The 24,947-nt window shown below is 68.9% G+C and carries 23 protein-coding genes; 8 read left to right on the forward strand and 15 right to left on the reverse strand.

Annotated features, from left to right (window positions below):
* Nucleotides 1–389: 389 nt before the first annotated feature.
* The 5 genes from ACW14X_RS13980 to ACW14X_RS14000 all read left to right on the forward strand — a co-directional run bounded on the left by ACW14X_RS13980 (nucleotide 390) and on the right by ACW14X_RS14000 (nucleotide 6,758).
* Nucleotides 390–1,664: a DUF222 domain-containing protein gene (locus tag ACW14X_RS13980; protein WP_457165963.1), complete on the forward strand. Its 1,275-nt coding sequence runs from the start codon at nucleotides 390–392 to the stop codon at nucleotides 1,662–1,664.
* 923 nt (nucleotides 1,665–2,587) lie between these two features.
* Complete coding sequence (locus tag ACW14X_RS13985; protein ID WP_160026008.1) at nucleotides 2,588–3,931, forward strand: FAD-dependent oxidoreductase; 1,344 nt, start codon at nucleotides 2,588–2,590, stop codon at nucleotides 3,929–3,931.
* A gap of 148 nt (nucleotides 3,932–4,079) precedes the next feature.
* Entirely contained in the window at nucleotides 4,080–4,886 is an 807-nt protein-coding gene (locus tag ACW14X_RS13990) for a class I SAM-dependent methyltransferase (RefSeq protein ID WP_457165964.1), read from the forward strand.
* A gap of 43 nt (nucleotides 4,887–4,929) precedes the next feature.
* Nucleotides 4,930–5,685, forward strand: coding sequence for a Clp protease N-terminal domain-containing protein (locus ACW14X_RS13995; RefSeq protein ID WP_457165965.1), 756 nt, complete (start codon nucleotides 4,930–4,932; stop codon nucleotides 5,683–5,685).
* A gap of 83 nt (nucleotides 5,686–5,768) precedes the next feature.
* Complete coding sequence (locus ACW14X_RS14000; RefSeq protein ID WP_457165966.1) at nucleotides 5,769–6,758, forward strand: hypothetical protein; 990 nt, start codon at nucleotides 5,769–5,771, stop codon at nucleotides 6,756–6,758.
* A 57-nt stretch (nucleotides 6,759–6,815) separates the two neighbouring features.
* Here the strand turns inward: ACW14X_RS14000 and ACW14X_RS14005 are convergent, their stop codons facing one another.
* From ACW14X_RS14005 to ACW14X_RS14020, 4 genes are all read right to left on the reverse strand, one after another.
* Nucleotides 6,816–7,709, reverse strand: coding sequence for a dioxygenase family protein (locus ACW14X_RS14005; protein WP_457165967.1), 894 nt, complete (start codon nucleotides 7,707–7,709; stop codon nucleotides 6,816–6,818).
* Entirely contained in the window at nucleotides 7,709–8,761 is a 1,053-nt protein-coding gene (locus ACW14X_RS14010) for a maleylacetate reductase (protein WP_457165968.1), read from the reverse strand. The genes ACW14X_RS14005 and ACW14X_RS14010 overlap by 1 nt, the downstream gene beginning before the upstream one ends.
* 29 nt (nucleotides 8,762–8,790) lie before the next feature.
* The gene (locus ACW14X_RS14015; RefSeq protein ID WP_457165969.1) at nucleotides 8,791–10,581 is read right to left on the reverse strand and encodes an FAD-dependent oxidoreductase; all 1,791 of its coding nucleotides are present in this window, start codon (nucleotides 10,579–10,581) and stop codon (nucleotides 8,791–8,793) included.
* A gap of 118 nt (nucleotides 10,582–10,699) precedes the next feature.
* Complete coding sequence (locus tag ACW14X_RS14020) at nucleotides 10,700–11,551, reverse strand: alpha/beta fold hydrolase (RefSeq protein WP_457165970.1); 852 nt, start codon at nucleotides 11,549–11,551, stop codon at nucleotides 10,700–10,702.
* Nucleotides 11,552–11,671: 120 nt separating this feature from the next.
* Here ACW14X_RS14020 and ACW14X_RS14025 point away from each other — a divergent pair, with 120 nt between their 5' ends.
* Both ACW14X_RS14025 and ACW14X_RS14030 read left to right on the forward strand, forming a co-directional pair.
* Nucleotides 11,672–12,127, forward strand: coding sequence for a nuclear transport factor 2 family protein (locus ACW14X_RS14025; protein WP_350837570.1), 456 nt, complete (start codon nucleotides 11,672–11,674; stop codon nucleotides 12,125–12,127).
* 61 nt (nucleotides 12,128–12,188) lie between these two features.
* Nucleotides 12,189–13,418: an epoxide hydrolase family protein gene (locus ACW14X_RS14030; RefSeq protein WP_457165971.1), complete on the forward strand. Its 1,230-nt coding sequence runs from the start codon at nucleotides 12,189–12,191 to the stop codon at nucleotides 13,416–13,418.
* A 74-nt stretch (nucleotides 13,419–13,492) separates the two neighbouring features.
* Here the strand turns inward: ACW14X_RS14030 and ACW14X_RS14035 are convergent, their stop codons facing one another.
* The 7 genes from ACW14X_RS14035 to ACW14X_RS14065 form a co-directional block, all read right to left on the reverse strand.
* A complete protein-coding gene (locus tag ACW14X_RS14035; RefSeq protein WP_457165972.1) occupies nucleotides 13,493–14,092 on the reverse strand; it encodes a TetR/AcrR family transcriptional regulator in 600 nt (199 codons plus the stop codon).
* 58 nt (nucleotides 14,093–14,150) lie between these two features.
* Complete coding sequence (locus ACW14X_RS14040; RefSeq protein ID WP_160026019.1) at nucleotides 14,151–15,176, reverse strand: branched-chain amino acid ABC transporter permease; 1,026 nt, start codon at nucleotides 15,174–15,176, stop codon at nucleotides 14,151–14,153.
* Nucleotides 15,173–16,039, reverse strand: a complete 867-nt coding sequence (locus ACW14X_RS14045; protein WP_457165973.1) for a branched-chain amino acid ABC transporter permease — start codon at nucleotides 16,037–16,039, stop codon at nucleotides 15,173–15,175. The genes ACW14X_RS14040 and ACW14X_RS14045 overlap by 4 nt, the downstream gene beginning before the upstream one ends.
* Nucleotides 16,039–16,758 (reverse strand): ABC transporter ATP-binding protein, encoded by a 720-nt coding sequence (locus tag ACW14X_RS14050; RefSeq protein ID WP_350837580.1) that lies wholly within the window; start codon nucleotides 16,756–16,758, stop codon nucleotides 16,039–16,041. Before ACW14X_RS14050 ends, ACW14X_RS14045 begins: the two co-directional genes overlap by 1 nt.
* Nucleotides 16,755–17,537, reverse strand: coding sequence for an ABC transporter ATP-binding protein (locus tag ACW14X_RS14055; protein ID WP_457165974.1), 783 nt, complete (start codon nucleotides 17,535–17,537; stop codon nucleotides 16,755–16,757). Before ACW14X_RS14055 ends, ACW14X_RS14050 begins: the two co-directional genes overlap by 4 nt.
* A complete protein-coding gene (locus ACW14X_RS14060) occupies nucleotides 17,534–18,826 on the reverse strand; it encodes an ABC transporter substrate-binding protein (protein ID WP_350837584.1) in 1,293 nt (430 codons plus the stop codon). Before ACW14X_RS14060 ends, ACW14X_RS14055 begins: the two co-directional genes overlap by 4 nt.
* 255 nt (nucleotides 18,827–19,081) lie before the next feature.
* Nucleotides 19,082–20,056, reverse strand: a complete 975-nt coding sequence (locus ACW14X_RS14065; RefSeq protein ID WP_350837586.1) for an AraC family transcriptional regulator — start codon at nucleotides 20,054–20,056, stop codon at nucleotides 19,082–19,084.
* Between the two features lie 149 nt (nucleotides 20,057–20,205).
* Here ACW14X_RS14065 and ACW14X_RS14070 point away from each other — a divergent pair, with 149 nt between their 5' ends.
* Nucleotides 20,206–20,736, forward strand: coding sequence for a Dps family protein (locus ACW14X_RS14070; RefSeq protein WP_457165975.1), 531 nt, complete (start codon nucleotides 20,206–20,208; stop codon nucleotides 20,734–20,736).
* Between the two features lie 97 nt (nucleotides 20,737–20,833).
* Here the strand turns inward: ACW14X_RS14070 and ACW14X_RS14075 are convergent, their stop codons facing one another.
* From ACW14X_RS14075 to ACW14X_RS14090, 4 genes are all read right to left on the reverse strand, one after another.
* Nucleotides 20,834–22,096: an NAD(P)/FAD-dependent oxidoreductase gene (locus tag ACW14X_RS14075; RefSeq protein ID WP_457165976.1), complete on the reverse strand. Its 1,263-nt coding sequence runs from the start codon at nucleotides 22,094–22,096 to the stop codon at nucleotides 20,834–20,836.
* Nucleotides 22,093–22,455, reverse strand: coding sequence for a non-heme iron oxygenase ferredoxin subunit (locus ACW14X_RS14080; protein WP_160026026.1), 363 nt, complete (start codon nucleotides 22,453–22,455; stop codon nucleotides 22,093–22,095). Before ACW14X_RS14080 ends, ACW14X_RS14075 begins: the two co-directional genes overlap by 4 nt.
* A gap of 86 nt (nucleotides 22,456–22,541) precedes the next feature.
* Entirely contained in the window at nucleotides 22,542–23,405 is an 864-nt protein-coding gene (locus ACW14X_RS14085) for an alpha/beta hydrolase family protein (RefSeq protein ID WP_160026027.1), read from the reverse strand.
* A gap of 222 nt (nucleotides 23,406–23,627) precedes the next feature.
* Nucleotides 23,628–24,797 carry a glycoside hydrolase family 19 protein gene (locus tag ACW14X_RS14090; RefSeq protein WP_457165977.1) on the reverse strand — a complete coding sequence of 390 codons (1,170 nt, stop codon included), beginning with the start codon at nucleotides 24,795–24,797 and terminating at the stop codon, nucleotides 23,628–23,630.
* Nucleotides 24,798–24,947 lie beyond the last annotated feature (150 nt).

Below are 24,947 nucleotides of genomic sequence, written 5' to 3' on the forward strand. Positions count from 1 at the left end.
TGGGCCTTTGATGGCTGATGTGTTTTCAGGGTTGGGGTGGGCCGCCGACCCGTTCTTGGAGGGTCTTCTCGACGAACCCCGGAGTCAAGGACGGCCTGCGGCCGCCGGCTTCGCCGGCCGCTTCGCGGTCCTTGACACCGAGGCCCGTCGAGAAAAAATTGGCTGGCTATCGGGGCGGCGGCCCGGGTGTGGCGCAGCGGAATCTTGCTTGGGACGGGTGAGGTTGATGGGGTGTGAGGGTGGCCCTTCGGGCCACTTACCATCCACAGATGCGATGCCGTTCGCTCACCGCGAAAACAGCGCGTGAACAGGGAAAATAGGTGGTCAAGCAGGTGTTGGAAGCGTAGAATCGGACACATCACAGCACACCTCTGAAGGAGAGGGCAGCGATGAGTCTCGGCCGCTTGATCGACCCCTGGGGCACCAACCCCGGCGATGCGATCGACGCTGCCTTGGCCGCCATCGAGTCTGCCCTTCAAGACCTCCTCTGCACTGATCCCGCTTACTGGCGCACAGGCCAGAAGAAGGACCTGCTGGAGCGGTTAGAGAAACTCCAAGCCCAACAATCGGCACTGAAGCTGAGGGTGCTCGCCGCGGCCGGCGATATCGCCGAAGAGATCGGTGCCAAAGACGCCTCCGGGTGGATGCGCGCCGAACTCCTCGTCGACAAAGCCGTGGCTCGCTCGGAGATCAAACTCGCGGCGGCGGTGGCCAAGTACGGCCTCGTGGCTGACGGCCTGGCTGAGGGTGTGGTGTCCCAGGACAAGGCCCGGGTGATCACCCAAGCCCTCGACAAGATCGAGACCGACCCCCTTGCCAGTGCTGAGGATCTGGTGTTGGCGGAGAAGCTGCTGGTCGACTACGCCGGTCGCCTGACCGCGAACGAGCTCCGCATTGTCGGACGACGGATCCTGGCAGAGATCGATCCGGCCCGGTTCGAGGACGCCGAAGCCAAAGCACTCCTCGCCGAGGAAGAACGGGCTCAGCAGAAGACCGCCCTACGGGTGTGGGACAACCACGACGGCACCGTCGGGTTCGACGGGGTGCTGCCGGTCTCGATGGGGATGAGGTTCAAGCGGCTGGTGGAGGCCTGGGCCCAGCCCCGTAAGCAGCAGCTTGTTGCCAAGGGTGCGTCCTTGCCGCCGTGGGAGCGGTTGATGGGCCAGGGCTTCGCCCGGCTGCTCGAGACGATCGACCCCGCCGGGCTGCCCCGCCACGGTGGTGATGCGACCACCATCAACGTGGTGATCTCCCTGGAGGAGCTCCGCAAGGACCTCGGCATCGCCACCCTGGGCTACGACGAGACCAACGGCACCACCATCAGCGCGGCCGAGGCGAGGCGGATGGCGTGCAACGCCACCATCATCCCCTGGGTCCTCGGTGGCGACAGCGAGGTCCTCGACGCCGGCCGAGGCAGCAGGTTCTTCCAGCCCATCCAACGCAAGGCCATGCGGTTGCAGCAGAAGTGCTGCCAAGCCGAAGGCTGCGACATGCCACCGGAGTGGTGCGATGCCCACCACCTCGACCCGTGGGCCGCCGGCGGGAAGACAGACCTGAAGGACGGGGCGTTGTTGTGTCTCCATCATCACCGCCTGGCCCACGCACCCGGCTATACCCATGAGCGGCTACCCGATGGGACCATCAGGTTCACTCGTCGCCCCTAACCGACTGGGCGAGGAATCATTTCACCGGGTCCTGCCCACCTTCGGGCCCGATGACTCCAACCATCAACCTGTCTTCGGTTCTTGCCGAAGCCGGCCGCTCCAATGCTCGACGAGCGTTCCGGTCGGCTTTCTGGACTCCACGCTCGCCGTTTCCCCACTCGTAGGGACGCTTCCCCACTCCAGTGAAGGTTCCCCACGCTCCGGAGGATGGGGATCCTCTGTGCCCGCGGGGAACTCTTCGGATCGGTGGGGAACTGATGACCCGCCTTGACCGACCCCGACCCGACCAGAGCCGACGGCAACCTTGTGCACGATTCACAAGGTCGCGCCCACTGCCATAGGCATCCACGAAGCACTACCCGCCGGCGCACGACCAGCCCACGGCCCCAAGCCCGCACCCAACTGAATCCGCTGCGCCAAACTCTCGCCGCCGACCCGATACAGGCCAAGTTTTTCTCGATCGCGTACCGGGTCAAGGATCGCCGCAGGCGACCGGCGAAGCCGGCGGGCGAAGCCCGTCCTTGACGCGGTGCGCGATCGAGAAACAATCGAACCAAGGGTCGGCGGCGAACCCAGAAGCGAAGCCACGGCCACCTCCCACGCGGCGAACCGAGACCGAAACCAAGACTCCACAGAGCTCCACAGCAAAGCCCGCCCTTGACTCCGGACCGACACCGAGAACACCATCGATAACAGGGTCGGCGGCCACCAGCTTCGAAGCATCCCCGACCCGATCGAGGCCCGATGACGCGCCGTACGTGTCCGAGATCACGTCCCCAGGCAACCCCTAAACGAGAACACGTTCTAGTATTGAGCGTGGAACCCACGCACGACCTCGTAACCACCTGGTGGAACGGATTCGGAGGGTTACACGACCCCCTTTAGGCTTGCCTTAGTACATCCACGGAAGGTTGAACTCCCTTATGCGTGACATCCGCGTTGCGATCGTCGGTGCCGGCCCGGCCGGCATCTACGCTGCCGACATCCTCACGAAGGAGCACCCTGGTGCGCGCGTCGACGTCATCGAGCGCCTGCCTGCTCCCTACGGCCTGGTTCGCTACGGCGTGGCTCCTGACCACCCGCGAATCAAGGAGATCATCAAGGCTCTGAAGCGCGTCCTGAACCAGGACAGCATCCGCTTCATCGGCAACGTCGACTTCGGCACCGACCTCAAGCTCGACGACCTGCACCGGTTCTACGACGCCGTCATCTTCGCCACCGGCGCGATGGCCGACCGAGAGCTCGACATCCCGGGGATCGACCTGCCCCAGTCCTACGGCGCAGCCGACTTCGTCAGCTGGTACGCCGGACACCCCGACGTCTCCCGCGAGTGGCCCCTCGACGCCGAGGAGGTCGCCGTCCTCGGCGCCGGTAACGTCGCGCTCGACGTCGCCCGGATGCTGGCCAAGCCCGCCGACGAGCAGCTGGTCACCGAGATCTCCGACAACGTCTACCAGGGTCTGAAGAAGAACCCGGCCAAGACGATCCACGTCTACGCCCGCCGCGGCCCGGCGCACATCAAGTTCAGCCCGATGGAGCTGCGCGAGCTCTCCCACTCCCCGTCGGTCGACGTCGTCGTCGAGGAGGAGGGCTTCGAGATCGACGAGGCCGGCGAGAAGGCGATCCAGAGCCACAAGGCGACCAAGCTGGTGGCCGACATCCTCCTGAAGTACATGGAGGCGCCCGCCGGCGACAAGCCCCACAAGATCGTCATCCACATGATGCAGAACCCCGTCGAGATCCTCGGCGAGGACGGTCAGGTGGTCGCGCTGCGCAGCGAGAAGACCGAATACAACGGCGACGGCACCGTCACCGGCACCGGCGAGTTCACCGACACCCCGGTCCAGGCCGTCTACCGCGCCGTCGGCTATCTCTCCGAGGCGCTCCCCGACGTGCCCTTCGACAGCGAGAACGGCGTCATCCCCAACGCCGGCGGCCGGGTGCTCGACCTCAACGGCGAGCACATCAACGGGACGTACGTCACCGGGTGGGTCAAGCGCGGACCGGTCGGCCTCATCGGCCACACCAAGTCCGACGCCAAGGAGACCATCGACAACCTCCTCCACGACCTCGACAAGCTCAAGCCCGCCGAGCTCGGCTCGCCCGCGGCGGTCCTCGAGCACCTCTCCGGCAAGGGCGTCGAGTTCACCACCATCGAGGGCTGGGAGAAGCTCGACAACCACGAGCGCTCGCTCGGCGAGGCCCAGGGCCGCGAGCGGATCAAGGTCGTCCCCCGCGACGAGATGATCCAGATCTCCAACCACTGACACACGCCGTACGCAGCGGGCCGGTCATCCACACGGATGACCGGCCCGCGTCGCATTTCCCGCCGCTACGCGCGCGTCCCGCACGATAGGCGCAGTCACTCGTCAACCACAGGTTGACGCATCGCGAGCGTCAACCTAGAGTTGACGCGTGGTCACTTCTGGATCCGAAGCCGCTCACCGACAGCGACAGATGGCCGAGTCGTTCGGCGCAGACGCCGACCGTTACGACCGAGCGCGGATGGCCTATCCCGACGAGTTGATCGCCCGCATCCTGGAGCTCTCCCCGGGGCCCGACGTGCTGGATGTCGGGTGCGGGACCGGGATCGAGGCCAGGCAGCTTCAGGCGGCCGGCGCGAGCGTGCTCGGCGTCGAGCCGGACGCGCGGATGGCGGAGTACGCACGTTCGCGCGGGCTCGTCGTGGAGGAGTCACGATTCGAGGACTGGGATGCCGCAGGGCGTACGTTCGACGCCGTCGTCGCGGCGCAGGCCTGGCACTGGGTGGACCCGGTTGCCGGCGCAGCGAAGGTGAGCGACCTGCTCCGTCCCGGCGGGCTGTTCGCAGCCTTCTGGAACGTCTATGAGCCGCCCGCGCCGGTTGGGGACGCGCTTCTCGAAGGCCTGAAAGACGTCGTTCCCGACCTCCCTCTCGGCCTGGGCGCCATGAAGCAGGCGGACAAGACGTACGAAGAGGGTGCCCGGCAGGTCGGCGAGCGCTTCGTCGAGCGCGGCGGGTTCGCCGAGCCGGAGCCGTGGCGGTTCTCGTGGTCGCGTGACTTCACGCGCGAGGAGTGGCTCGACTTCGTGCCGACGCAGGGCTTCCTCACCCGGCTCTCCCCCGAACAGTGTGCGCCGGTACTGGAGATGGTCGGTGCGGCCATCGACGACCTCGGCGGGAAGTTCACGCTGAACACCGTCACGGTGGGTATCGCGGTCCCACTCCGGCGCGTGCCATGACCCGACAGTTCCCATCAGCAGTTCCGATCATCTTGGAGGACACATGACCACCACCCCAGACCCCGCGCTCAAGGCCGTACGCCTCGACACCCTGATCGACTCGATCAAGAAGGCTCGGACCGAGCCCCTGGACCAGCTGGCCGACGCGATGGTGGTCGGCGAGCACCTGGGCGAGGTGGCCGACCACCTGATCGGGCACTTCGTGGACCAGGCCCGCCGCTCCGGCGCCTCCTGGACCGAGATCGGGACCCGGATGGGGGTGACGAAGCAGGCGGCCCAGAAGAAGTACGTCCCCAAGGCCGGCGAGACGGCGCTCGACCCGAACGCCGGGTTCGCGAAGTTCACCCCGCGCGCTCGCACCGTCGTCGTCGCCGCCCAGGGGGAGGCACGGAAGGCCGCGAACGCGGAGACCGGCGTACCTCACCTGGTGCTCGGTCTGCTCGCCGAGCCGGAGGGCGTCGCGGGTCATGCGATCCGGGCCCAGGACGTGACCCTCGACGCCGTGCGCGCCGCGGCGACCGCCGCCACGCCGGAGCCCTACGGCGAGGTCGGGGAGATGATCCCGTTCACCGCCGACGCCAAGAAGGTGCTCGAGCTGACGTTCCGCGAGGCCCTGCGGCTCGAGCACTCCTACGTCGGCACCGAGCACATCCTGCTCGCCCTGCTCGAGCACGAGGACGGCGCCGGGATCCTCCACGAGGCCGGGATCGAGAAGGCGAGGACCGAGCAGACCATCGCCTCGATCCTGGAATCGCTCCAGGTCGACTTCGCCGCGGCCGACGCCGACGCCCAGAAGTAGGCGACCGGGCGAGGGCTACCTGATCTGAGGGACCGCCGGTACGTGCGAGCAGCACGTACCGGCGGTCCCGATACGTTCCGAAGATGTCCCGCCGCTTCGCCCGACTCGTCCTCGGCATCGTCCTGGCCGTCGCGGTCCTCAACGTGCCTGCCGCGGTGACGGCACCGTCGGCGGAGGCGGCCTGTCGGCCGGCGCTCAAGTCGCTGACGCTCGCCAGGAGCACCGTGGCCGGAGGAACGTCGACCACCGCCACGATCCGCCTCACCTGCCGGACTCCTCGGCGCGCCAAGGTGCAGCTGTGGGCCAGCACGGGCATCCGGGTCCCGGCGTACGTCTATGTCGCCGGCGGCCGGAGCACGCGCCTCGTCACCGTCAGGACCTCACCCACGACGGTCCGCAGCAGCGGCCGGGTCAAGGCGGTCTACCGGCAGGTGGTACGCCGCGCGGCACTCGTCCGCACGGTCACCCCGTGCTACCCGACGCCGGTGCCCACCGCGGTGGCGTTGCCCGCCTACGTCCACGCCGGGCAGAGGGCCACCGGGACGGTCACGCTCGACTGCGTTGCCCGCACCTCGCTGGCCGTGAGCCTCACCTCGAGCTCGTCGTGGGTGACGGTCCCGGGCACGCTCACGATCCTGGCCGGGCGGCGTACGGCGTCGTTCACGGCGGTCACGAAGGCGCCAGCGGTCGGGACGCTGCCCGCGTTCAACGTGACGATCAGGGCGACCCGGAACGGCAAGAGCGCCGCCCGGGCGATGCAGGTCCGGCCGGAGATCCGCGCGTTCCGGGCCGGCGACCGGTTCACCGTCAACGAGCCGATCCTGACACCCGAGGGGTCGGACGGGTGGGTGTCAGGCACCCTACGGATCACCCTGGACCATCCGGCGCCGCCGGGCGGGCTCGACGTCAAGGGCTCGGTCGTCCCCGAGGGCCAGACCTGGACCGAGGTGCCGATCTATCTCGACTCGTATCCGCCCGACTCCCGCGTGGCCGACCACCTCACGATCACCGACTCCGCCGGCAACGTCCTGCTCGACGAGGACTTCACCTACATCGTCCATCCGGCTCCGTGAGGGGGTCCCTGGCGTGCCGGGGCAACACCCCTGTGCCCGAAGCACGCCAGGGACGTATCAGGCGCCGGCGGGCGCGAGGACGATGTCGAACCGCACCTTCGACCAGGTGCCGTCGACGTCCCGTCCGTCCGGCGTCGGCGTCCCGGTTGCCTGCCGCTCAAACCTCTTGATCAGCGACTCCTTGACCCCGAAGACGGTGTCCTTCCAGCCGATCGGGTCGCCCTCAGGGAAGATGTGGGTGACCAGCGTGCGGCAGCCCTCGTGGGTCACCATGAAGTGCAGGTGCGAGGCCCGCAGCGGCGACCGCCCGACCGCGGCCAGCATCTGGCCGACGGGGCCGTCGTCGGGGATCGGGTACGGCGTGGGCGTCAGCCCCCAGAACCGGTAGCCACCCTCGGCGTCGGTGAAGAGGTGCGCCCGGGCGGCCCTGGCGCCCGCGTCGCGCTGCACGTCGTAGAGCCCGTCCTCGTCGGCCTCCCAGACCTCGATCCGCGCTCCGACCAGCGGTTTCCCGTCGGTTCCGGTCACCGTCCCGGTGACCCAGCACGGCTCGCCCGGAGCACCGAAGGCCATGTCCCCACCCAGCTCGATCGCCGGGGAGTCCTCCACGAAGAAAGGCCCGAAGACCGTGGCCTCGGTCGCGTCGGCGTACGCCTGGTTGTTGATGTTGATGGTCTGCATCGAGGCACCGAGGGTGTCGGAGAGGAGGATGAACTCCTGGCGTACGTCGTCGGTGATGTGGCCCGCTTTGGTCAGGAACTCGATGGCCGCGGCCCACTCCTCCTCGGTGAGGCGTACGTCGCGGATGAAGGCGTGGAGGTGACGCGTCAGCGAGACCATGACCTCCTTCAGGCGCGGGTCCTCGCAGGCGTCGAAGGACGCGACGACGGTGTCGACCAGGGTCTGCTCGACCGCCTGCTGCTCCGGCGATACGGCGGCTACGTCGCTCATCAGCTCTCCTCTCCCACCCACGCCGCGGTCAGCAGCGCGGTCAGGTTCTCCTCGGTGACCGGGGTCGGGTTGTTGTCGGGGATGGCGGCCATGATCGGCGCGACCGCCTTGGCGATGCCGTCCTCGGGCATGCCGTAGTCCTTGAGCGCCGTCGGCGCGCCGAGCGTCGTACGCAGCTCAGCGAGCCCCTCCACGGCGCTGGCTGCCCCGAACGCCGCCGCCATCCGTACCTCCACCTCCGGGGCGGACGGCGCGTTGAAGGCGAGCACGTGCGGGAGCACGACCGCGTGGGTCTGGGCGTGCGGCAGGTTGAACATGCCGCCGAGCACGTGGCAGATCTTGTGGTGCATCCCGGAGCCGGCGGAGGTGAACGAGACCGCCGCGAGGTAGGCGCCGTAGAGGGTCTGCTCGATCCCCTCGACGTTCGCCGAGTCGCCCGCGACCAGCGGTAGTCCGGCCGCGAGCCCCCGGATCCCCTCGGCCGCGAAGACCTGGTCGATGGGATCCACCCGCGGACCCCACATCGCGTCGACGCAGTGCGCGAGCGCGTTCAGGCCGCTGGCGACGGTCATCTCGCCGGGCAACGTGGTCAGCAGGGAGGCGTCGTAGACGACCGACCGCGGCAGGACGCGAGCGTCGATGCCGGTCGTCTTGGTCTCGCCCGAGGTCAGGCCCCAGACGTTGGTCGCCTCGGACCCGGCGTACGTCGTCGGGACCGCCACGATCGGCAGCCCCGTGGTGAGCGCGACGGCCTTGGCCAGGCCGGTGGTCGAGCCACCGCCGACGCACACCAGCGCGTCGACGGCGGACTCGGCCGCCCGCTCACGAGCCCGCTCGGCGACCTCGACCGGCACGTGCATCACGACCTCGTCGTGATGCAGCGCGACCGGTACGTCGGCAGTCACCCGGGCGGCGAGTTCGGCCTCGCGCGCGCCGGCGATGACCATCACCCGCCGCGCGCCGAGCTCGTCGATCTCCGCTGCCACCGCGGCGGGCGCCTCGCCGGTGGCGAAGCGGACCCGCTGCGGCAGCGACTCGTGCGTGAACTTCATCGAATCCCCCCGTCAGGCCCCGGAAAGGGTCAGGCCTTGCCCAGCAGCGTCGCGACCGCCTCGCCCAGCGCGGCGCCGGGGTCCTCGGGAAGCGACATGGAGCGCCAGGCGATGTGCTTGTCGGGACGTACCAGGATCGCGCCCGACTCCTCGACCTCGCGGAGCTTGGCCCAGTCGAAGTAGAGGTCGGTGACCGGCCGGCCCGGGCCGATGACGACGGTCTGGAGCGGGATCCCGAACTTCGTCCGGGCCGCCTCCGCCGCGTCCTCCCACGCCTCGCCGGCGACGCCGGTGATCAGCGTCCACTGTGTGTAGGGGGCGAGGTCGAGCATCGCGTGCTTCTCGACGTTGTCCCCGACCCAGGCGTGCGGCAGGTGAGCACCCGGAGAGGTCGACATCCGGTGGTAGAGGTCCTCGTCGTCGGTCGGCGCGGGCCGGGTGCCGTCCGAGACGACCGCACACGACTCGTAGAACTGGCCGAGCTCGACGCCGTGGGCGTTGAACTCGTAGTTCTTCCGCTCCATCGCGGTGACGAGCGCGGCCCGCTTGGCGGCACCCTCGGGAGTGTTGGCCTTGCGCTCCTCGATGGCCTTGGCCATCTCCTCGCCCTCGAGGCCGACGACGCCGAGCGCCTCGAAGAGCTCTCCGAACTCGCGCGCGGACTGGTTGGCGCGGGTGACGATGCGCTTGGCGACCGGGGCACGCTCGGCGGAGTAGGACTCCAGGAGCGACGGCTCGGCATAGCCCTGCAGCACCGCGGCGAGCTTCCAGGCCAGGTTGTAGGAGTCCTGGATCGAGGTGTTCGAACCGAGACCGTTCGACGGCGGGTGCCTGTGGATGGCGTCGCCGGCGCAGAAGACACGGCCCTTCTGGGCGTGGGTCGCGTACATCTCGTTCACGCCCCACAGCGAGTAGCCGGTCACGTCCGGCTCCAGGTCGGGCATCCCGAGCAGGTCGCGGATGACCTTGACGGCGTACTCCTCGGTCAGCTCCGGCGGCGGCTGGTTGATGTCGTAGCCCCACACGATCAGCCACTCGTCCCAGGGGCGGACCATCCGCACCAGGCCGGTGCCGATGCCGCCGACGTTCGAGCCCGGCTGGATGACCCAGTAGAGGACCGACGGGCGGTGGTCGACGAGCTCGGAGAGGTCGGCCTTGAAGGTGATGTTCATCGAGCCGGCGATGTCCATCGCACCCTCCATCGGGAGGTCGATGTCGGCACCGACCTGGGTGCGGGCGCCGTCGGCGCCGATGAGGAACTTCGACCGGATCTTGTACTCGTGGCCCGTCAGCCGGTCGCGGGCGATCGTGGTGACGCCGTCCTCGTCCTGGACGTGCGAGACGTACTCCGTGGAGAACCGCGTCTGGGAGCCGCGCTCGGTCGCGTTGCGGACCAGGATCGGCTCGAGGTACGTCTGCGGGATGTCGACCGTCAGACACGGGGAGGCGAGCTGGTAGTCGGCCTCGCGATCGGGGCGCGTGCCCCAGGTGCGGATGCGGCCGATCTCCTCGCCGGCGATGCTCGTGCAGAAGACGGTGTCACCGACGAGCTCGTGCGGCGTCGCGTCGGCGAGCACCTGCTCCTCGATTCCCAGGTCGCGGAAGATCTCCATCGCGCGCTGGTTGGTGATGTGTGCCCGCGGGGTGTTCGCGGTCCAGCGGTACTTCGTGATCATGATGTTGTCGACACCGAGCTCGCTCAGGAAGAGCGCGGCGGACGCGCCCGCCGGGCCGGATCCCACGACGAGGACGTCGGTGGTCACGACATCCTCGGTCTCGGGAACCTCGGTCTCTTTCTGACCGTCGTCGAAGACTGGCATGTTCCTCACCTTTCCGAGGCCGCGGTGGGGTGTGGGATCGCAGCCTCAGGGCGAGTCTTGCGGCCCGCTCGGGCCGCATCAAAGGTGGGGTGCCGGGTTGGCGGAAATGCGTACGCGACTAGCGCACGAGCCACTCCTGGACGGCCGCGATCGTCGAGTCCGGCTGGCGGGCCCACTTGAAGTGGTCGATGCCGGGCTCGTCCAGATGGACCCTCGCGACGTCGAGCCCGGGCATCCGCCGGTGAATCTCATCGACCGTCGCGCCCGGGGCCAGCCAGTCGCCCTCGATGGAGACGATCAGCGCGGGCTTCTCGAGTGCGCGCATCGCGGGCGTGACGTCGCGGGCCGGGCTGCCGAAGCGGAGCCGGCCGGTGCGGGCGTACCTGGCCCATTCCCTCATCAGGGTGCGGGCCTCGCGCCCGGCGAACTTGAGCTGCTTGCCGGGGAAGTGGCCGACGACGCGGCCGATGAGGCCCATCGCCTGGCTGGCGACCAGGAAGCCCGGGCCGTAGTTGCGCCAGTAGGGCGTCTGCGAGGCGACGTAGATCAGGCCGGCGACCCGGTCGGGGTGCAGCGCGGCATAGGCGCTGGCAGCCTGTCCGCCGAGGCTGTGCCCGAGGACGTACGCCGCACCGGCCGAGGCCGGAACCACCTCGCCGAGCCGCTCGACGGCGGCGGCGATGTCGTCGACCAGGTCGGCGTAGCCGAAGTCGTAGGACCAGCCGGCGACCCGCCCGCCGAGTTCCTCGTGGCCACGCTGCTCCATCCGGCCCACGTTGATCCCCGCCTCCGCGAAGGCCACGATCAGCTTGTCGTAGTAGCCGGCCGGCATTCCCATCGCGGGCACGACCAGCACGGTCGGCGCCTCGGGGTCGGCCGCACAGACCACGGTCAGCGTGAAGCTGGTGCCCTCGGCACGCTCGATTCCGTACGCCTCGGGGGTGGTCGTGGGGGTCGAAGTCTCGGTCACCCTGCGAATGTTACCCGCCAGTAGGGCTTCGCGGTCACTCCGCCATGATTCTGGACTTGTGGGTCCATTTTTCGGGAGTCATCCTGTTTGGACCAAGTAGTCCACACAGGAAGGAATGTCATGGACACCCTCGACCGCCTCGCCATCACCGAGGACGTACGGCGCCTGATGGCTCGCTACGTCCGTTACGCGGACAACCAACGCTGGAACGATCTGGCGAACCTGTTCACCGAGGACGGCACGTTCACCCCGCACAAGCCCGATGGATCGGTCTGGCTGCACATGAGCGGCCGCGACGAGATCGTCGCGACCGTCGGCGCGAGCGGCGGCCCCGGCGTCACCCTGATCCACCACCTGTTCTCCGACGAGATCGACGTCGACTCCGCGACGAGCGCCCAGGGCGTCTTCGCGATGGAGGACATCGTGACGCGGCCCGAGGACGCCGAGGTGTCCGAGGCCATCCCGTTCCGCCATATGCACGGGTTCGGCCACTACCACGCCCGGTTCGTCAGGACCGACGGCTCCTGGCGGATCGCCGAGCTGACCCAGACCCGCGTCCGGCTCGACTTCAGCTGACCCTCACCCGACCTTCATCCCGACCTTCATCCCGACCTTCACCCGGAAAGCAGCACACACCATGAACACGACCACCGAGCTCACCCCCTTCAAGATCGACGTCGCCCAGGACGCCCTCGACGACCTCCGGGACCGCCTGAGGCGGACCCGCTTCTTCGACGACCTCGACAACGAGGAGGGCTACTACGGGATCAGCACCGCCTACCTCAAGCCTCTCGTCGAGTACTGGGCCGACGGCTTCGACTGGCGCGCCCAGGAGCAGCGGCTCAACACCTACGACCGGTTCCAGGTCGAGATCGACGGCACGCCGGTGCACTTCGTCCACGTCCGCGGCAAGGGGGCCAACCCGATCCCGCTGATCATCCACCACGGCTGGCCGTGGCCCGGGGAGTTCAGCTACCAGCTCATCGGGCCGCTGACCGACCCCGCCGCCCACGGCGGCGACCCCGCGCTGTCGTTCGACGTGATCATCCCGGACCTGCCCGGCTTCGGCTTCTCGACGCCCGTCGGCCGAGGCGATCTGAACTACTGGAAGATCGCCGACATCATGCACACGCTGATGACCGAGGTGCTGGGCCACGAGAAGTACGCGGTGGCCGGCTCCGACTACGGTGCCCTCGTCACGAGCGCACTGGGCCACAAGTACGCCGACAGCATCATCGGCCTGCACCTCGGCCATGCCCTCCCACCGGGGATGTTCGAGAACGAGCGGTTCTGGGACCTGACCGACGGAGCCAAGACCCCCGATGACGCCCCGGAGGAGTGGCGCGCCGGCTGGAAGTACTTCGTCGACACCTACGCCTCACACGTCGCGGCGCACATGCTGGACGGCTCGACGCTGACCCATGGTCTCAACGACTCACCCATCGGCATGCTCGCCTGGCTGCTGAAGCGCTGGAAGTCCTGGAGCGACAAGCACGGCGACTTCGAGGAGGCGTTCTCGCGCGACTTCATCCTCACCCAGGCGACCATCTTCTGGGTGACGCAGTCCATCGGCACCTCCATCCGGATGTACCGCAACGCGGAGCGCTACCGGTTCGTGCCCTCTCACGACCGCCAGCCCCTCGTCCAGGCGCCTGCCGGCTTCACCTTCCTGCTCGGCGACGCGTACCCGCCCGCCATCGACACCGTCGAGGACCGCATCGCCTACTTCGAGAACGGTCCGACCCGCGACCTGTACAACGTCGTCAACGTGAACGCCCACGTGAAGGGGGGCCACTTCGTCCACTACGAGAATCCTGAGGCCTTCGCCTCCGATCTCCGGGAGACCTTCCGCAGGATCCTCGACTGACCTAACTTCCGCCCCGATCCGCGCAGCCGTGGCGACCGCGGGTCGGGGCGACGGCGGGTGCGGTCGACGGCGGCCTACGCCGCGACCGGTCCGGAGTCGCGCAGGTGGCTGATCAGCAGCGTCAGGATCGCTTCCAGATGGTCGGTCCGGCCGGTCACCTGCAGCACCGAGACACCGCCTTGGATACCGGCGATGATCGCTGCCGCCGTACGCCCGGCATCGAGCTCGGCGCTCACGGACCCGTTCGCCTGCATCGCCTCGATGCCGCGCTGCACGTAGTCCTGCCACCGACGGATCAGCGTGGTCGAGACCTCGGCAGCCCCAGGAACGCTTCCGACCTGGTTCATCAGCGCCGCCAGCGGACAGTTGACGCCCTGCGCCTTGTAGCGCGCGATCACCGCCTTGCGCCAGCGGTCCCAGGCGGCCCACGAGTCGAGCTCGCTGAGGTGCGGCTGCTGGTCGTCGATCACGCGAGCGGCCTCGAGGCGGGCGACCTCGAGGAACAGCTCCTCCTTGCCACCCGGGAAGTAGTGGAAGATCTGGCTCTTGCTCGTCTGGGTGGCTGCGCGGATGTCGTCCAACGTCGCGTTCCCGGGATCGGTGCCGCGAAGGTAGGCCGCCGCGCCCTCGAGCATCCGCTGGCGCGTGGCCATGCCCTTGGTGGTGAACGCCATGTCCCGAGCCTACCTCGAACCAGTACCAGCCAGTCCAAAATCACTCGAAATCCACAGACTAGGGCCCTTGTGGAGAACCCTGTGGATAAACCTGGTGACCGACGGGGAAGACCTCGTAGCGACCCCGCGCCGCGAGCCCCCACAACCCGCGCGGAGCCAGCAGCACGACGGCGATCGCGACGGCGCCGAGCGCGACGAGATACCAGGTGCCGTAGGAGTCCAGCAGCTGCTGGAGCGCGAAGAAGATCACCGCGCCCAGGATCGGGCCCTCGATCGTCCCCAGCCCGCCGATGACCACGATGAAGATCATGAAGGCGGTCCACTGGACCGAGAACATCGAGTCCGGCGAGACCCGCAGGCCGTTGACCGCGATCAGCGCCCCCGCCAGACCGGCACCACCGGAGGCGGCGACGTAGACGAGCCGCTGCGAGCGCCGCACCGCGACCCCGAGCGACGCCGCCGCCACCGAGTCGTCACGGATCGCGGTCAGACCGAGGCCGACGCGCGAGCGCATCAGGACGTACGTCGCGAGCACGACGAGCACGGCCAGCGCTAGCGCCAGGTAGTAGACGGTGGCGATCCGGGTCACCCGGTCGACGCCCTGGAAGGCGGTGAGCGAGAGGCCGGAGCCGCCGCCGAAGCCCGGGAGCTCCTGGGTGACCAGCTTGAAGACCTCGGCCACCACCCAGGTGCCGATCGCGAAATAGCCTCCGACCAGCCGGAACAGCAGGAACGAGGTGGGGATGGCCAGGGCGGCGCAGACCACGCCGGCTGCCACGACGGCCACCGGGACCGGCAGCCCGACGACGTCGGCGAGCTTGATCACGCCGTAGCCGCCGGCACCGATGTAGGCCTGCTGACCGATCGAGACGAGCCCGCCGTAGCCGGCCATCAGGTTCCAGGTCGTGCCGAGGATGATCAGCGCGAAGAGCGTGACCAGGTTGGTCACGTCACCCGGGCTGAACACGAACCACGGTGCCGCGGCGAGGAAGACCACGATCGCGGCGAGGACACCGCCGCCGGCGAGCGAGGGCCAGCCGCCGCGTACGACCTTCAGGTCTTGTCCGGCGAGGGTTGTGCTCATGCGACGACCGCCTTCGGGAGCAGGCCCTGGGGCCGGAACAGGAGTACGACCAGGAAGACCAGGTGACCGGCGAGGACGCCATAGGCCGGGTCGATCTGGGCGCCGACGGTCTGCGCTACGCCGAGCACGAGGCCGCCGAGGAGGGTGCCCCACAGCGAGCCGAGGCCGCCGATGATGACCGCCTCGAAGGCGAAGATGAGGACCAGATCCCCGTACGTCGGGCTGAACTGCGTCGACATGCCGAGGAAGACACCGGCCAGGGCGACGGTGCCGATCGCGATCGCGGTGGCCAGGGCGTACATGTGCCTCTCGTCGATCCCCATGAGCGTGGCCGCCTCGGGGTCGTCCCTGGTCGCGCGCATCGCGCGGCCGATGCGGGTGTGGGAGAGATAGAGCTGCAGACCGACGATGACACCGACCGCCACCACGAGTGTGATCAGCGAGAAGACACCGAGACGCAGGCCGCCGAGCTCGACGGACGAGGTCGACAGGGTGCCGATCGAGATCTTGCGGGAGTCGGCGGTGAAGATCTCCTGGAGCAGGTTGGCGCCGATGACGGCCAGGCCGAACGAGACCAGCAGCGGCGACAGCTCCCCGTGACGCAGCGCCGGGTTGAAGAGGCCGCGCTGGATCGCGTAGCCGACCGCGGCGAGCACGGGGATCACGATGACGATGGTGAGGAACGCCGGCATCCCGGTCTGCTGGACGAGCCAGTAGGCGAGGTAGGCCGAGGCGACGGCGAGGACGCCGTGAGCGAGGTTGACGATCCGCATCACGCCGAAGATGAGGCTCAGACCGCAGGCGAGGAGTGCGTACTGCCCGCCGAGCAGAAGTCCCTGGAGGACCGCGTTGATCCAGTCCATCAGCCGACCTCCTGCTCGTCGATCCCGAAGTACGCCGCCTGGACCTGCTCTCGGGTGACGTCGGCCGCCGCGCCCTCGAGGACGGTACGGCCTTCGAGCAGGCACTGCACCCGGTCGGCGACGGTGAGCGCTTGGGTGAGGTCCTGCTCGACCACGAGCACGGTCGTTCCCTTCGCGGTGATCGTGGGGAGCGCCTTGTAGATGTCGGCGATCACGACCGGGGCGAGGCCGAGCGAGACCTCGTCGAGCAGGAGCAGCTTCGGGTTGGACATCAGCGCCCGGCCGATGGCGGTCGCCTGCTGCTCGCCACCGGAGAGGTGGGCTCCGCGGCGCGTTCTCTTCTCCGCGAGCAGCGGGAACGCGTCGTAGACGGTCTGGAGGTTCCAGGGGCCGGGGCGGCGTCCGTGCGCGCCGACCTTGAGGTTCTCCTCGACAGTGAGGGAGGCGAAGATCCGGCGTCCCTCCGGCGTGAGCGCGATGCCCTCGCGGACCCGCCGGTGGGCGGGGGTGTGGGAGACGTTGTGGCCGTTGAAGCGGATCTGGCCGGCGGTCGGGCGGAGCAGGCCGGCGATCGTCTTCAGCAGCGTGGACTTGCCGGCGCCGTTGGCACCGATCACGGCCAGCGTCTCGCCCTCGGCGACCCGGACCGTGATGCCGTGCAGGGCGCGGAAGTCGCCGTAGGCGACGTCGATCGCGTCGACCTCGAGCAGGCTCGTCATGGGGTGTCGCCTTCCAGGTCGGGGGAGCCGAGATAGACGGCGGCGACCGCGTCCGAGGCCATCACCTCGCGCGGGTCGCCGGTGACGATGACGTCGCCCTGGGCCAGGCACATCAACCGGTCCACGACCTGCAGCAACGCGTGCACGATGTGCTCGATCCAGACGACGCCGGTGCCGCCGTCGCGGATCGCCGAGATGGTCTCGATCAGCGCCGGGAGCTCGTGCTCGGTGAGGCCGCCGGCGATCTCGTCGAGGAGCAGCAGCCGCGGCTGGGTGGCAAGCGCGCGGGCGAGCTCGAGCCGTTTGCGATCGAGCAGCCGCAGCGAGCCGGCGGGGGTGTTGGCCAGGTGCGTCAGGTCGGCGGTCTCCAGCGCCTCCCAGGCCAGCGCGTTGGCCTCCTTCCGGCGCGTACCCGCACCGAAGGTCGACCCGACCAGCACGTTCTCGAAGACGGTGAGCCCCTCGAAGGGGCGGGGGACCTGGAACGTACGTCCGATCCCGAGGGCCGTACGGCGGGCAGCCGGCATCCGGGTGACGTCGGCGCCGTCGAAGCGGATGGTGCCGGCGTCGGCCGGGAGCGTGCCGGTCACCAGGTTGAGCAGCGTGGACTTGCCGGCGCCGTTGGGCCCGACGATGCCGAGCGCCTCGCCCGCGGCCACGTGGAAGGAGACCGAGCGGGCGGTGACGACCTGGCCGAACGCCTTGGCCAGGCCTTCGGCCTCCAGCAGCGCGCCGGGCGCGCTGCTGGAGGCCTCGACCGCTTGTTGAGCAGAGGTCACTTGAGCGCCTCGGGCTCGCCCCCGAGAGGTACGTCGGGAGCCAGCGAGTTCTGCACGACGACCAGCTCGAACGGGTGCTCCCCGCCCTCGACCTGGCGCCACTGACCACCCGCGAGCGAGGTCTTGGCGACGTACGGCGGGACGTTCGCGTCCTTGCCCCAGGCGACGTCACCGACGACCGTGGAGACCTCGAGCCCGGCCAGCGCCTTGGTGATCGCGTCGGCGTCGGTCGAGCCGGCCTCGGTCACCGCCGCGGTCGCGACCTCGAAGAGCGCGTGCGCGAAGCCCAGCGGCTGGGTCCACTGCTTGCCGGTCTTCTCCTCGTACGCGTCCGCCAGCTCCTGCGCGGACTGGCCGGTCAGCGAGGACTCGTAGGGAGCGGTCGGGGTCCACCACACCTCGGTGGAGAGGTTGTGGGCGATCGGGCCGAGGGCCTCGACGCTGCTCGGGAAGAGGAGCGCCTTGCCGATGGTGGCGACCTTCGGGTTGTAGCCCTGCTGCTTCGCCTGCTGCCAGAACGTGGTGAAGTCCGGCGGGATCGGGACGCCGACCAGGACGTCGTGGCCCTTGTAGGCGCTGATCTGCGCGGAGAAGTCCTTGGTGCCGTTGGGGTAGTTGCCCGGGTTGTCGATCTTCACGCCCGACGCCTCGGTCAGCGCCGGGAAGTTGGCGCCCCAGGCCTCACCGTCGGGGTCCTTCGGGAACAGGCCGCCGGCCTTCTTGTTGTTCGGAACCTTGCCCCAGATGTCGGCGTAGACCGTCGCGACGTCCTCGAGACCCCAGAAGAAGTGGTAGCTGTACTTCAGCTCGGCCGGCTTGTCGCCGCTGCGGATCGCGAACGGCTGCCACGGGGCCACCGTGGTGATGCACGGGATCGAGTTGGCCTCGCACTGCTCCGAGACCGGGTTGACGATGTCGGGGGTCGAGGAGGCGACGATGATGTCGGCGCCGTCCTTGTTGATCAGGTCGCCGGCCACCGCCCCGGCCTTCGTCGTGTCGCTCTGCGCGTCGCGCACCACGATCTCGACGTCGAGCTCCTTGTCACCGACCTTGACCGGGTGGTCCTTGAAGTAGGCCTCCATCTCGTCGACGACGAAGCTGTTCGCCTCGCCGAACGGCGCCGAGGAGCCGGTCTCGGTCGAGACGAACCCGATGGTGAGCGTGTCCTCGCCGCCACCGCCTTCGTCGTCGATGCCGCCCGACCCGCAGGCCGTCAAGGTCAGCGCCATCGCTGCGACACCGGCGGCTGCCAAGCTCAGGCCGCGTCCGGTGGTGAGTCCGTTGCGCACGTACGTCTCCTTAGAGAGTGTGGGGTGTTCGAGAGTGTCGTCCGCCACCGCCCCTACAGGTGGGAAGCAGGGTCTGGTTGGCGGAAAATCGCATGGAAGACCTATCGGACTTTTGGTGGACTTGTCACCCTTTCGCGCCGAGAAGTCAGGTACGTCGGCCGAGAAGTCACTTCCGTCGGCCGAATTGGCACACGAACGACCACTCGGCCGACGCGCCTGACGCCTCGGCCGACGGGGGTGACGCCTCGGCTGGGGTCAGGCGCGGGCGGCGCGGCGTACGTCTCCGGCGGCGACGCCGAAGCGCTTGCGGAAAGCGTGGGAGAAGTACGAGGCGGAGGTGAAGCCGCACTTCTCGGCGACGTCGACGGTGCGGATGGCCGGGTCCGAGCCGGTGGCGAGCATCGCGTAGGCGAGCTCGAGGCGGCGGCCGAGGATGTGGCGGGGGACGCTGGTGCCGGCGTCGGCGAAGAGCCGCGACAGGTGGCGCTCGGAGATGCCGGCGCCCGCGGCGACGGTGGTGGCGGAGAGGCCGGGGTCGGCGAGGTGGTCCTCGATGAACGCCTTCGCCGCCGCCCGATGGGCCGTGGCGAGCGAGACCTTTCCGGCGGTGGCGATCACCGAGATCAGGTCGAGCACGGCGCCCTCGTCGGCCGGCACCGGGTCGTGCGGCCGCAGGGCGCGGCCGACCATCTGCACGAGGGCTCGGCCGTGCGGGTCCTGGTCGCGGCCGGCGTCGAGGACGAGCGGCGACGGCATCGACGCCATCCCGGTGCGGGCCGCGAAGGCGTCCACCGGGACCTTGACCGCGAGCTCCTCGAGCCCGTGCCCGAAGCCGCGCAGGAAGGGTGCGTCGACGTCGCACACGATCAGCTGTCCGGGCCGGATGACCTTGCGGCGACCGGCGTACTCCAGGATCGCCTCGCCGCGGAGGCTCGCGTAGACGGCGATCGACCGGGCGGGGATCTCCTTGACGAGGCTGGCCGGCCGCTCGACGACGTGGCGGGTGGCTCGGACCCGCGCCAGATGGATCTCGTCGAGCTGCAGGTTGACCTCCTGCGCGTCGAACCCGTGGCCGTCGATGGGCCGACAGGAGAGCGCGACCAGGGCGCTGGCGTTGTGGCGTTCCCAGGCCTCGACCTGCGCGTCCTCGTTCAGCCGGCTGGTCTCGAAGACCTCCGGGCGGCGAACCCGCGCGAGGAGAGGGGCTGGATCGACTCCGGCTGGCGGCACAGGCCGACTCTACGGCGTTGCGGGTGCCGTCCGCGATGACTTCGGGGGCGACTTAGGGAAGACTTACCTTTCTGGAATGGTTCAAGAAAAGGTGGCACAGTGGGTGTCACCACGAAAGACCCACATCGATCCAGGGGGATACACCGAACATGGCTACGCAGACCGCCACGAGCAGCGCCACCCACACCTCGCACCCCGCGTTCATCCCGAGCCCGGCGTTCGCGACCCAGATGCAGCGCCTGCTCGTCGATCTGACCGAGCTCAGCCTGCAGGGCAAGCAGCTGCACTGGAACGTCGTCGGCAAGAACTTCCGCGACATGCACCTCGTCCTCGACGAGGTCGTCGACGCCGCCCGTGACTTCACCGACGATGTCGCCGAGCGCATGCGCGCGCTCTACATCCTCCCCGACGGCCGCACCGGCACCGTCGCCGAGGACACCACCCTCGCGCCGCTCCCGGCGACCGAGGTCGACACCGCGACCGCCGCCGACCTCGCCGCCGCCGCGCTCTACGCCACCTCGAAGACCGCTCGCGACATCCACGACGACATCGACTCCGAGGACCCGACCACCGCCGACCTGCTGCACGCGATCATCACCCGCGTCGAGCAGCTGGCCTGGTTCATCGACTCCGAGAACCGCGTCGCCAACCAGTCCAAGCCGGCTCAGCTGACCGTCTGAGATCTTTCCCTGAGGACGGCGTCCCGCGAGCTGCTCGCGGGGCGCCGTTCTTCGTTGTGCGCGAAGCGCCGCCGAGTGAGTCTCGTCGGCGAGCTCGCTACCGACGCAGCAGGGTTCGGAGGCTCTTGGTCGGATCCGCAAGATCAGATGCGCGTACGTCGGCAGCACGATCGATCAGCCGGCGCGCTGCTCTCGCGGCGTTGGGGTCGTCGACCGCGACCGCGCCGATGACGCGCTGGCCACGAAGAGTGAAGACCGCGAACGGCGGCTCGCCGAGGGTGCCGCGTACGACGTTCTCGTGATCCGCATCTGGCTCGTGCATTCCACCGACGACCTCGACATGCAGGTCGTAGCGGTCGGTCCAGAACCACGGCGCGGTCTCCGCGCCGGCGTTGGCACCGAGGATCGTCGTCGCAGCCCGTCGACCTTCGTGCAGCCCGGCCTCCCAGTGTTCCGCGCGGCGATCGCCGCGGCGTCGGGCGCAGTCACCGACGGCGAGGACGTTCGGGTGTGAGGTGACCTGATGGTCGTCGACGAGGACGCCGTTGTCGACGTCCAGGCCAGCCGCCGTCGCCAGGGCGGTGTCCGGCACCATGCCCACAGCCAGAAGGACGGCATCGAACGTACGCGGCTCCACCTCGCCCGCGATGTGCGCCACGACTCCGGCCCTCGTCGACTCGAGCTTCTCGATCGTCGAGGTCACCGTCTCCACACCGTGGTCCGCGTGCAGGGAGTGCAGCCACGCAGCGACCCGGGTGCCGACCGCCGCCGCGATCGGCGGGTCGGCGGGATCCACGAGCACGACCTCGCAGCCGAGCTTCCGAGCGGTCGAGGCGACCTCGGCCCCGATCAGGCCGGCACCGGCCACCAACAGCCGGGCACGCGAGAGCAGCACATGTCGCAGCGCATCGGCGTCCTCGGCGCTTCGCAGCGTGTGGATACCGGTGGTCGAGATCGGGATTCCCTCACCGGGTGGCGGAAAATCCAGCCGCTCCCCGACGACGCGTTCGAAGTCGGGCCACCGCGAGTGTCCGCCCGTCGCCAGGACGATCCTGTCGGCGGAGAGCCGCCGGCCGTCCGACAGCGACACCGTCCCGGCAGCCGGATCCAGATCCACCACCAGCGCAGCCGTGATCAGGTCGATCCGCTGCTCGGCGTACCACTCCGGAGCCTGCAGCGCGATCGAGCCGAGGACCTTCGCCCCCGCCAGGTACTCCTTGGACAGGGGCGGACGGTCGTACGGGAACGGGTCGACGGTGACGAGCGTCAGTTCACCGGCGTACCCGTTCTTCCGCAGCTCCGCGACCGTCGACACACCGGCGATCCCGCCACCGACGACGAGGACCGATGAGACCGTCACGGCCTCTCGCCGGGGAACAGGTACACCTCACCGTCGCGCACCTCGACGCGGTGGGGGACGGTGTCGCGGGTGGCGGGGAGCCCGTCGACCTTGCCGGTCTTGAGGTTGAACCGCGAGGAGTGCAGCGGACACTCGACGTCGCCGTCCTCGACCCAGCCCTCGGCCAGCGAGGCGGTCTCGTGGGTGCAGGTGTCGTTGAGGGCCCAGCAGGTGCCGTCGTCGTCGCGCAGGATGGCGATGTCGTCCTCGGTGCCGGTGATGTCGGAGGAGATGGCGATCCCCTCGCCCTCCGGGATGTCGTCGACGGACGCGACGCGGATGCCTGTGCTGCTTCCGCCGTTTCCACTATTTGCGGTCATGCCCCCATCTTCCAACGTGGGTGCAGAAGAACCGGCCACCTCCCCCGAGGTGGCCGGTTCGATTGCGTACGTCCGGGGCCGACGGATCAGTCCGGGCAGGTGTTGCGGTAGTCGGACAGGTTGATCGAGGACGGCGCCGGGCAGAGGAACTGCGAGTAGCGGGTGTCGTCGTCGACGTACCTCTTCAGCCAGGTGACGAACAGGCGCCCTTGCCAGTCGTCGTCGGTGTTGGCGATGAAGTGGTCGCCGTTGTTGATCTCGCCGTACGCCTTCTCCCGGGCCCCCGTGGCCGAGGTGTAGAACGGGATGGAGTGCGAGCTGACCGGCGCGACGCTGTCGTTCTCCGCGCCGATGATCATGGTCGGGATCTGGATGCCGGGCCAGGTCTTGTCGGTGTGCCAGGGCTGCAGCGCGACCGCGGCCTTGATCGAGGAGTCCTGGTTGGCCGCCGCGAGCGTGCCACCGCCGCCCATGGAGTGGCCGGAGACCGCGATCCGCGACTCGTCCAGGCGAGAGGCGACCGTCGAGGAGGCGCTGTTCTTCAGGTAGGAGACCGCAGCCAGGATCTGCGAGCCGCGGCTGTCGGGCTGGTCGTAGCGGGAGTTCGTGTCGATCGCGAAGACCACGAACCCGTGCGACGCCACCCGGCGAGCGACCGCGGAGTACGACGACGAGGAGGCCGTGTAGCCGGGGGCGAGCACGACACCGCCGAAGGTCCCCGCGGTGGTGGAGGTGGGGTAGTAGATCGTCCCTCCGCCGAAGCCGGTCACCAGCGAGGAGACCGAGGCGGTGGAGAGGGAGAACGTGCCGTTGTCCAGGACGCTGGCCGACGTCGGGTCCGGCCCGCGCTCGTAGGGGCTCTCCGCATCGGCCGGCGCTACCAGGCCGAAGAGGGGGAGAGTGACGGCCGCGGCGACCGCGGCGATTCGGAGAGAGAGTGATCTGAGCACCGAGCATGCTCCTTCGTCCGTCCGGCCCCGGGCTGTCCGGGGATCCGGTTGCTACTCGAAGGTAGGGGCGCAGCCGGGCGGCCGACACCGGCACGGAGGCAGAACCTCGTTGGGCGCATGTCACAAAACAGAAACACGACGGCGTACGCAGGTGGGGCTGCGTACGCCGTCGGTTTCTGTGCGGGATGTCCTCAGCAGTGCTTTATCGCTTCGGGCTCCGCTTCAGCAGTACAGGTTCCCGCCCGGGTCCACCCCGAGCAGCGAGGTGACCTCGGTGTAGTTGTCGACGCGGCTCTGCACCTGGGCCGGGTTGCCTCCGTTGCACTCGATGGCGCCGTTGATGGACCGGATGGTCTCGCCGAAGCCGGCGCCGTTGACCATCGCCGCGTGCGGCGTCATGGTGCCCGGGCCGTTCTGGGTGTTCCAGTACCAGAGCCCGGTCTTCCAGGCGACCGCCGGATCGGTGGCGACCAGGTTCGGGTTGTTGAGCAGGTCGATCCCGAGCGCGTCCCCGGCGGCCTTGTAGTTGAAGTTCCAGCTCAGCTGGACCGGCCCGCGACCGTAGTACTGGTCGTTGCCGGCCGGACAACCGTAGGGCTGGGACGTGTCGCAGTAGTGCGGGTAGTTGGCCTCGTTCTGCTCGACGACGTAGAGCAGGTCACCGGTCTCGTGGGCGACGTTGGCGATGAACGCGGCAGCCTCGCGCTTCTGGGTCGCCTCGTCCCCAGCATTGGTGAATTCCGGGTAGGCGCTGAGTGCCTCGACGAGGCCCGCGTATGTGTAGAAGGGGTTGCGGTTGGGGAAGAGCTGGTTGAACTGCTCCTCGCTGACCGGGAACTCACCGGCCACCGGCGCCGGTGACTCCGGGTCGGTGGCGGTGCCGCCGATGTTCACGTCGATGCAGGCGTAGAAGGCGTTGGTCGTGTCGGCGACGTTCCAGACCGCGAGGACCTTCTGCCGGCCGGTGAACGACCCGAAGTCGACCTGGTGCTCGACGGTTGCCGGGGGCTGCGCGCCACCGTCGTCGAACTCGGCGATCTTGGTGCCGCCGATGAAGTACTGCCAGGTGCTGGTGCTGTGCCGGGCGCTCAGTGACCAGGTGAACGTCTGGGTCCGCCCGACGGGCGTGGCCTGCCAGTTCTTGGAGTCGTCGTCGAGCTCGGCGAACCTCGAGTTGCCGCCGGAGCAGCTGGTCAGGCCCTTCGGGCCCTCGACACTCTGTGGTTCGTACTTGATGTCCCCGCACTCGACGGTGCCGGCAGCACACTGGGCCTGCCTGCTCGGGGGGTTCGAGATGTAGCCGTGCGCACTTGCGGGGCTCGTCGGCAACATGGCCAGGACGGGCGCCAGCAAGATCCCGCCGAGAACGGCGATCTTCGTGGTAGTACGCATTCCAAACTCCTTGATGGGGGTTGAGAAGGATGGCGATCGAAGCCCCACTGTAAGGTTCCTTTACAGTTATCGTCTAGACCCTGCGTGGACAAACACCGGCGCGAGCCCTGCAATTGTTAGGTTGCTTTCCGTACGCCACCCCGACCCTCG

This window comes from Nocardioides sp. YJ-D4, from assembly GCF_054031495.1.

Coding starts and splice junctions, on each gene's coding strand:
- ACW14X_RS13980 (WP_457165963.1), top strand. CDS start 390: ATGAGTCTCGGCCGCTTGATCGACCCCTGGGGCACCAACCCCGGCGAT.
- ACW14X_RS13985 (WP_160026008.1), top strand. CDS start 2,588: ATGCGTGACATCCGCGTTGCGATCGTCGGTGCCGGCCCGGCCGGCATC.
- ACW14X_RS13995 (WP_457165965.1), top strand. CDS start 4,930: ATGACCACCACCCCAGACCCCGCGCTCAAGGCCGTACGCCTCGACACC.
- ACW14X_RS14000 (WP_457165966.1), top strand. CDS start 5,769: ATGTCCCGCCGCTTCGCCCGACTCGTCCTCGGCATCGTCCTGGCCGTC.
- ACW14X_RS14005 (WP_457165967.1), bottom strand. CDS start 7,709: ATGAGCGACGTAGCCGCCGTATCGCCGGAGCAGCAGGCGGTCGAGCAG.
- ACW14X_RS14010 (WP_457165968.1), bottom strand. CDS start 8,761: ATGAAGTTCACGCACGAGTCGCTGCCGCAGCGGGTCCGCTTCGCCACC.
- ACW14X_RS14015 (WP_457165969.1), bottom strand. CDS start 10,581: ATGCCAGTCTTCGACGACGGTCAGAAAGAGACCGAGGTTCCCGAGACC.
- ACW14X_RS14025 (WP_350837570.1), top strand. CDS start 11,672: ATGGACACCCTCGACCGCCTCGCCATCACCGAGGACGTACGGCGCCTG.
- ACW14X_RS14030 (WP_457165971.1), top strand. CDS start 12,189: ATGAACACGACCACCGAGCTCACCCCCTTCAAGATCGACGTCGCCCAG.
- ACW14X_RS14035 (WP_457165972.1), bottom strand. CDS start 14,092: ATGGCGTTCACCACCAAGGGCATGGCCACGCGCCAGCGGATGCTCGAG.
- ACW14X_RS14040 (WP_160026019.1), bottom strand. CDS start 15,176: ATGAGCACAACCCTCGCCGGACAAGACCTGAAGGTCGTACGCGGCGGC.
- ACW14X_RS14045 (WP_457165973.1), bottom strand. CDS start 16,039: ATGGACTGGATCAACGCGGTCCTCCAGGGACTTCTGCTCGGCGGGCAG.
- ACW14X_RS14050 (WP_350837580.1), bottom strand. CDS start 16,758: ATGACGAGCCTGCTCGAGGTCGACGCGATCGACGTCGCCTACGGCGAC.
- ACW14X_RS14070 (WP_457165975.1), top strand. CDS start 20,206: ATGGCTACGCAGACCGCCACGAGCAGCGCCACCCACACCTCGCACCCC.
- ACW14X_RS14080 (WP_160026026.1), bottom strand. CDS start 22,455: ATGACCGCAAATAGTGGAAACGGCGGAAGCAGCACAGGCATCCGCGTC.
- ACW14X_RS14090 (WP_457165977.1), bottom strand. CDS start 24,797: ATGCGTACTACCACGAAGATCGCCGTTCTCGGCGGGATCTTGCTGGCG.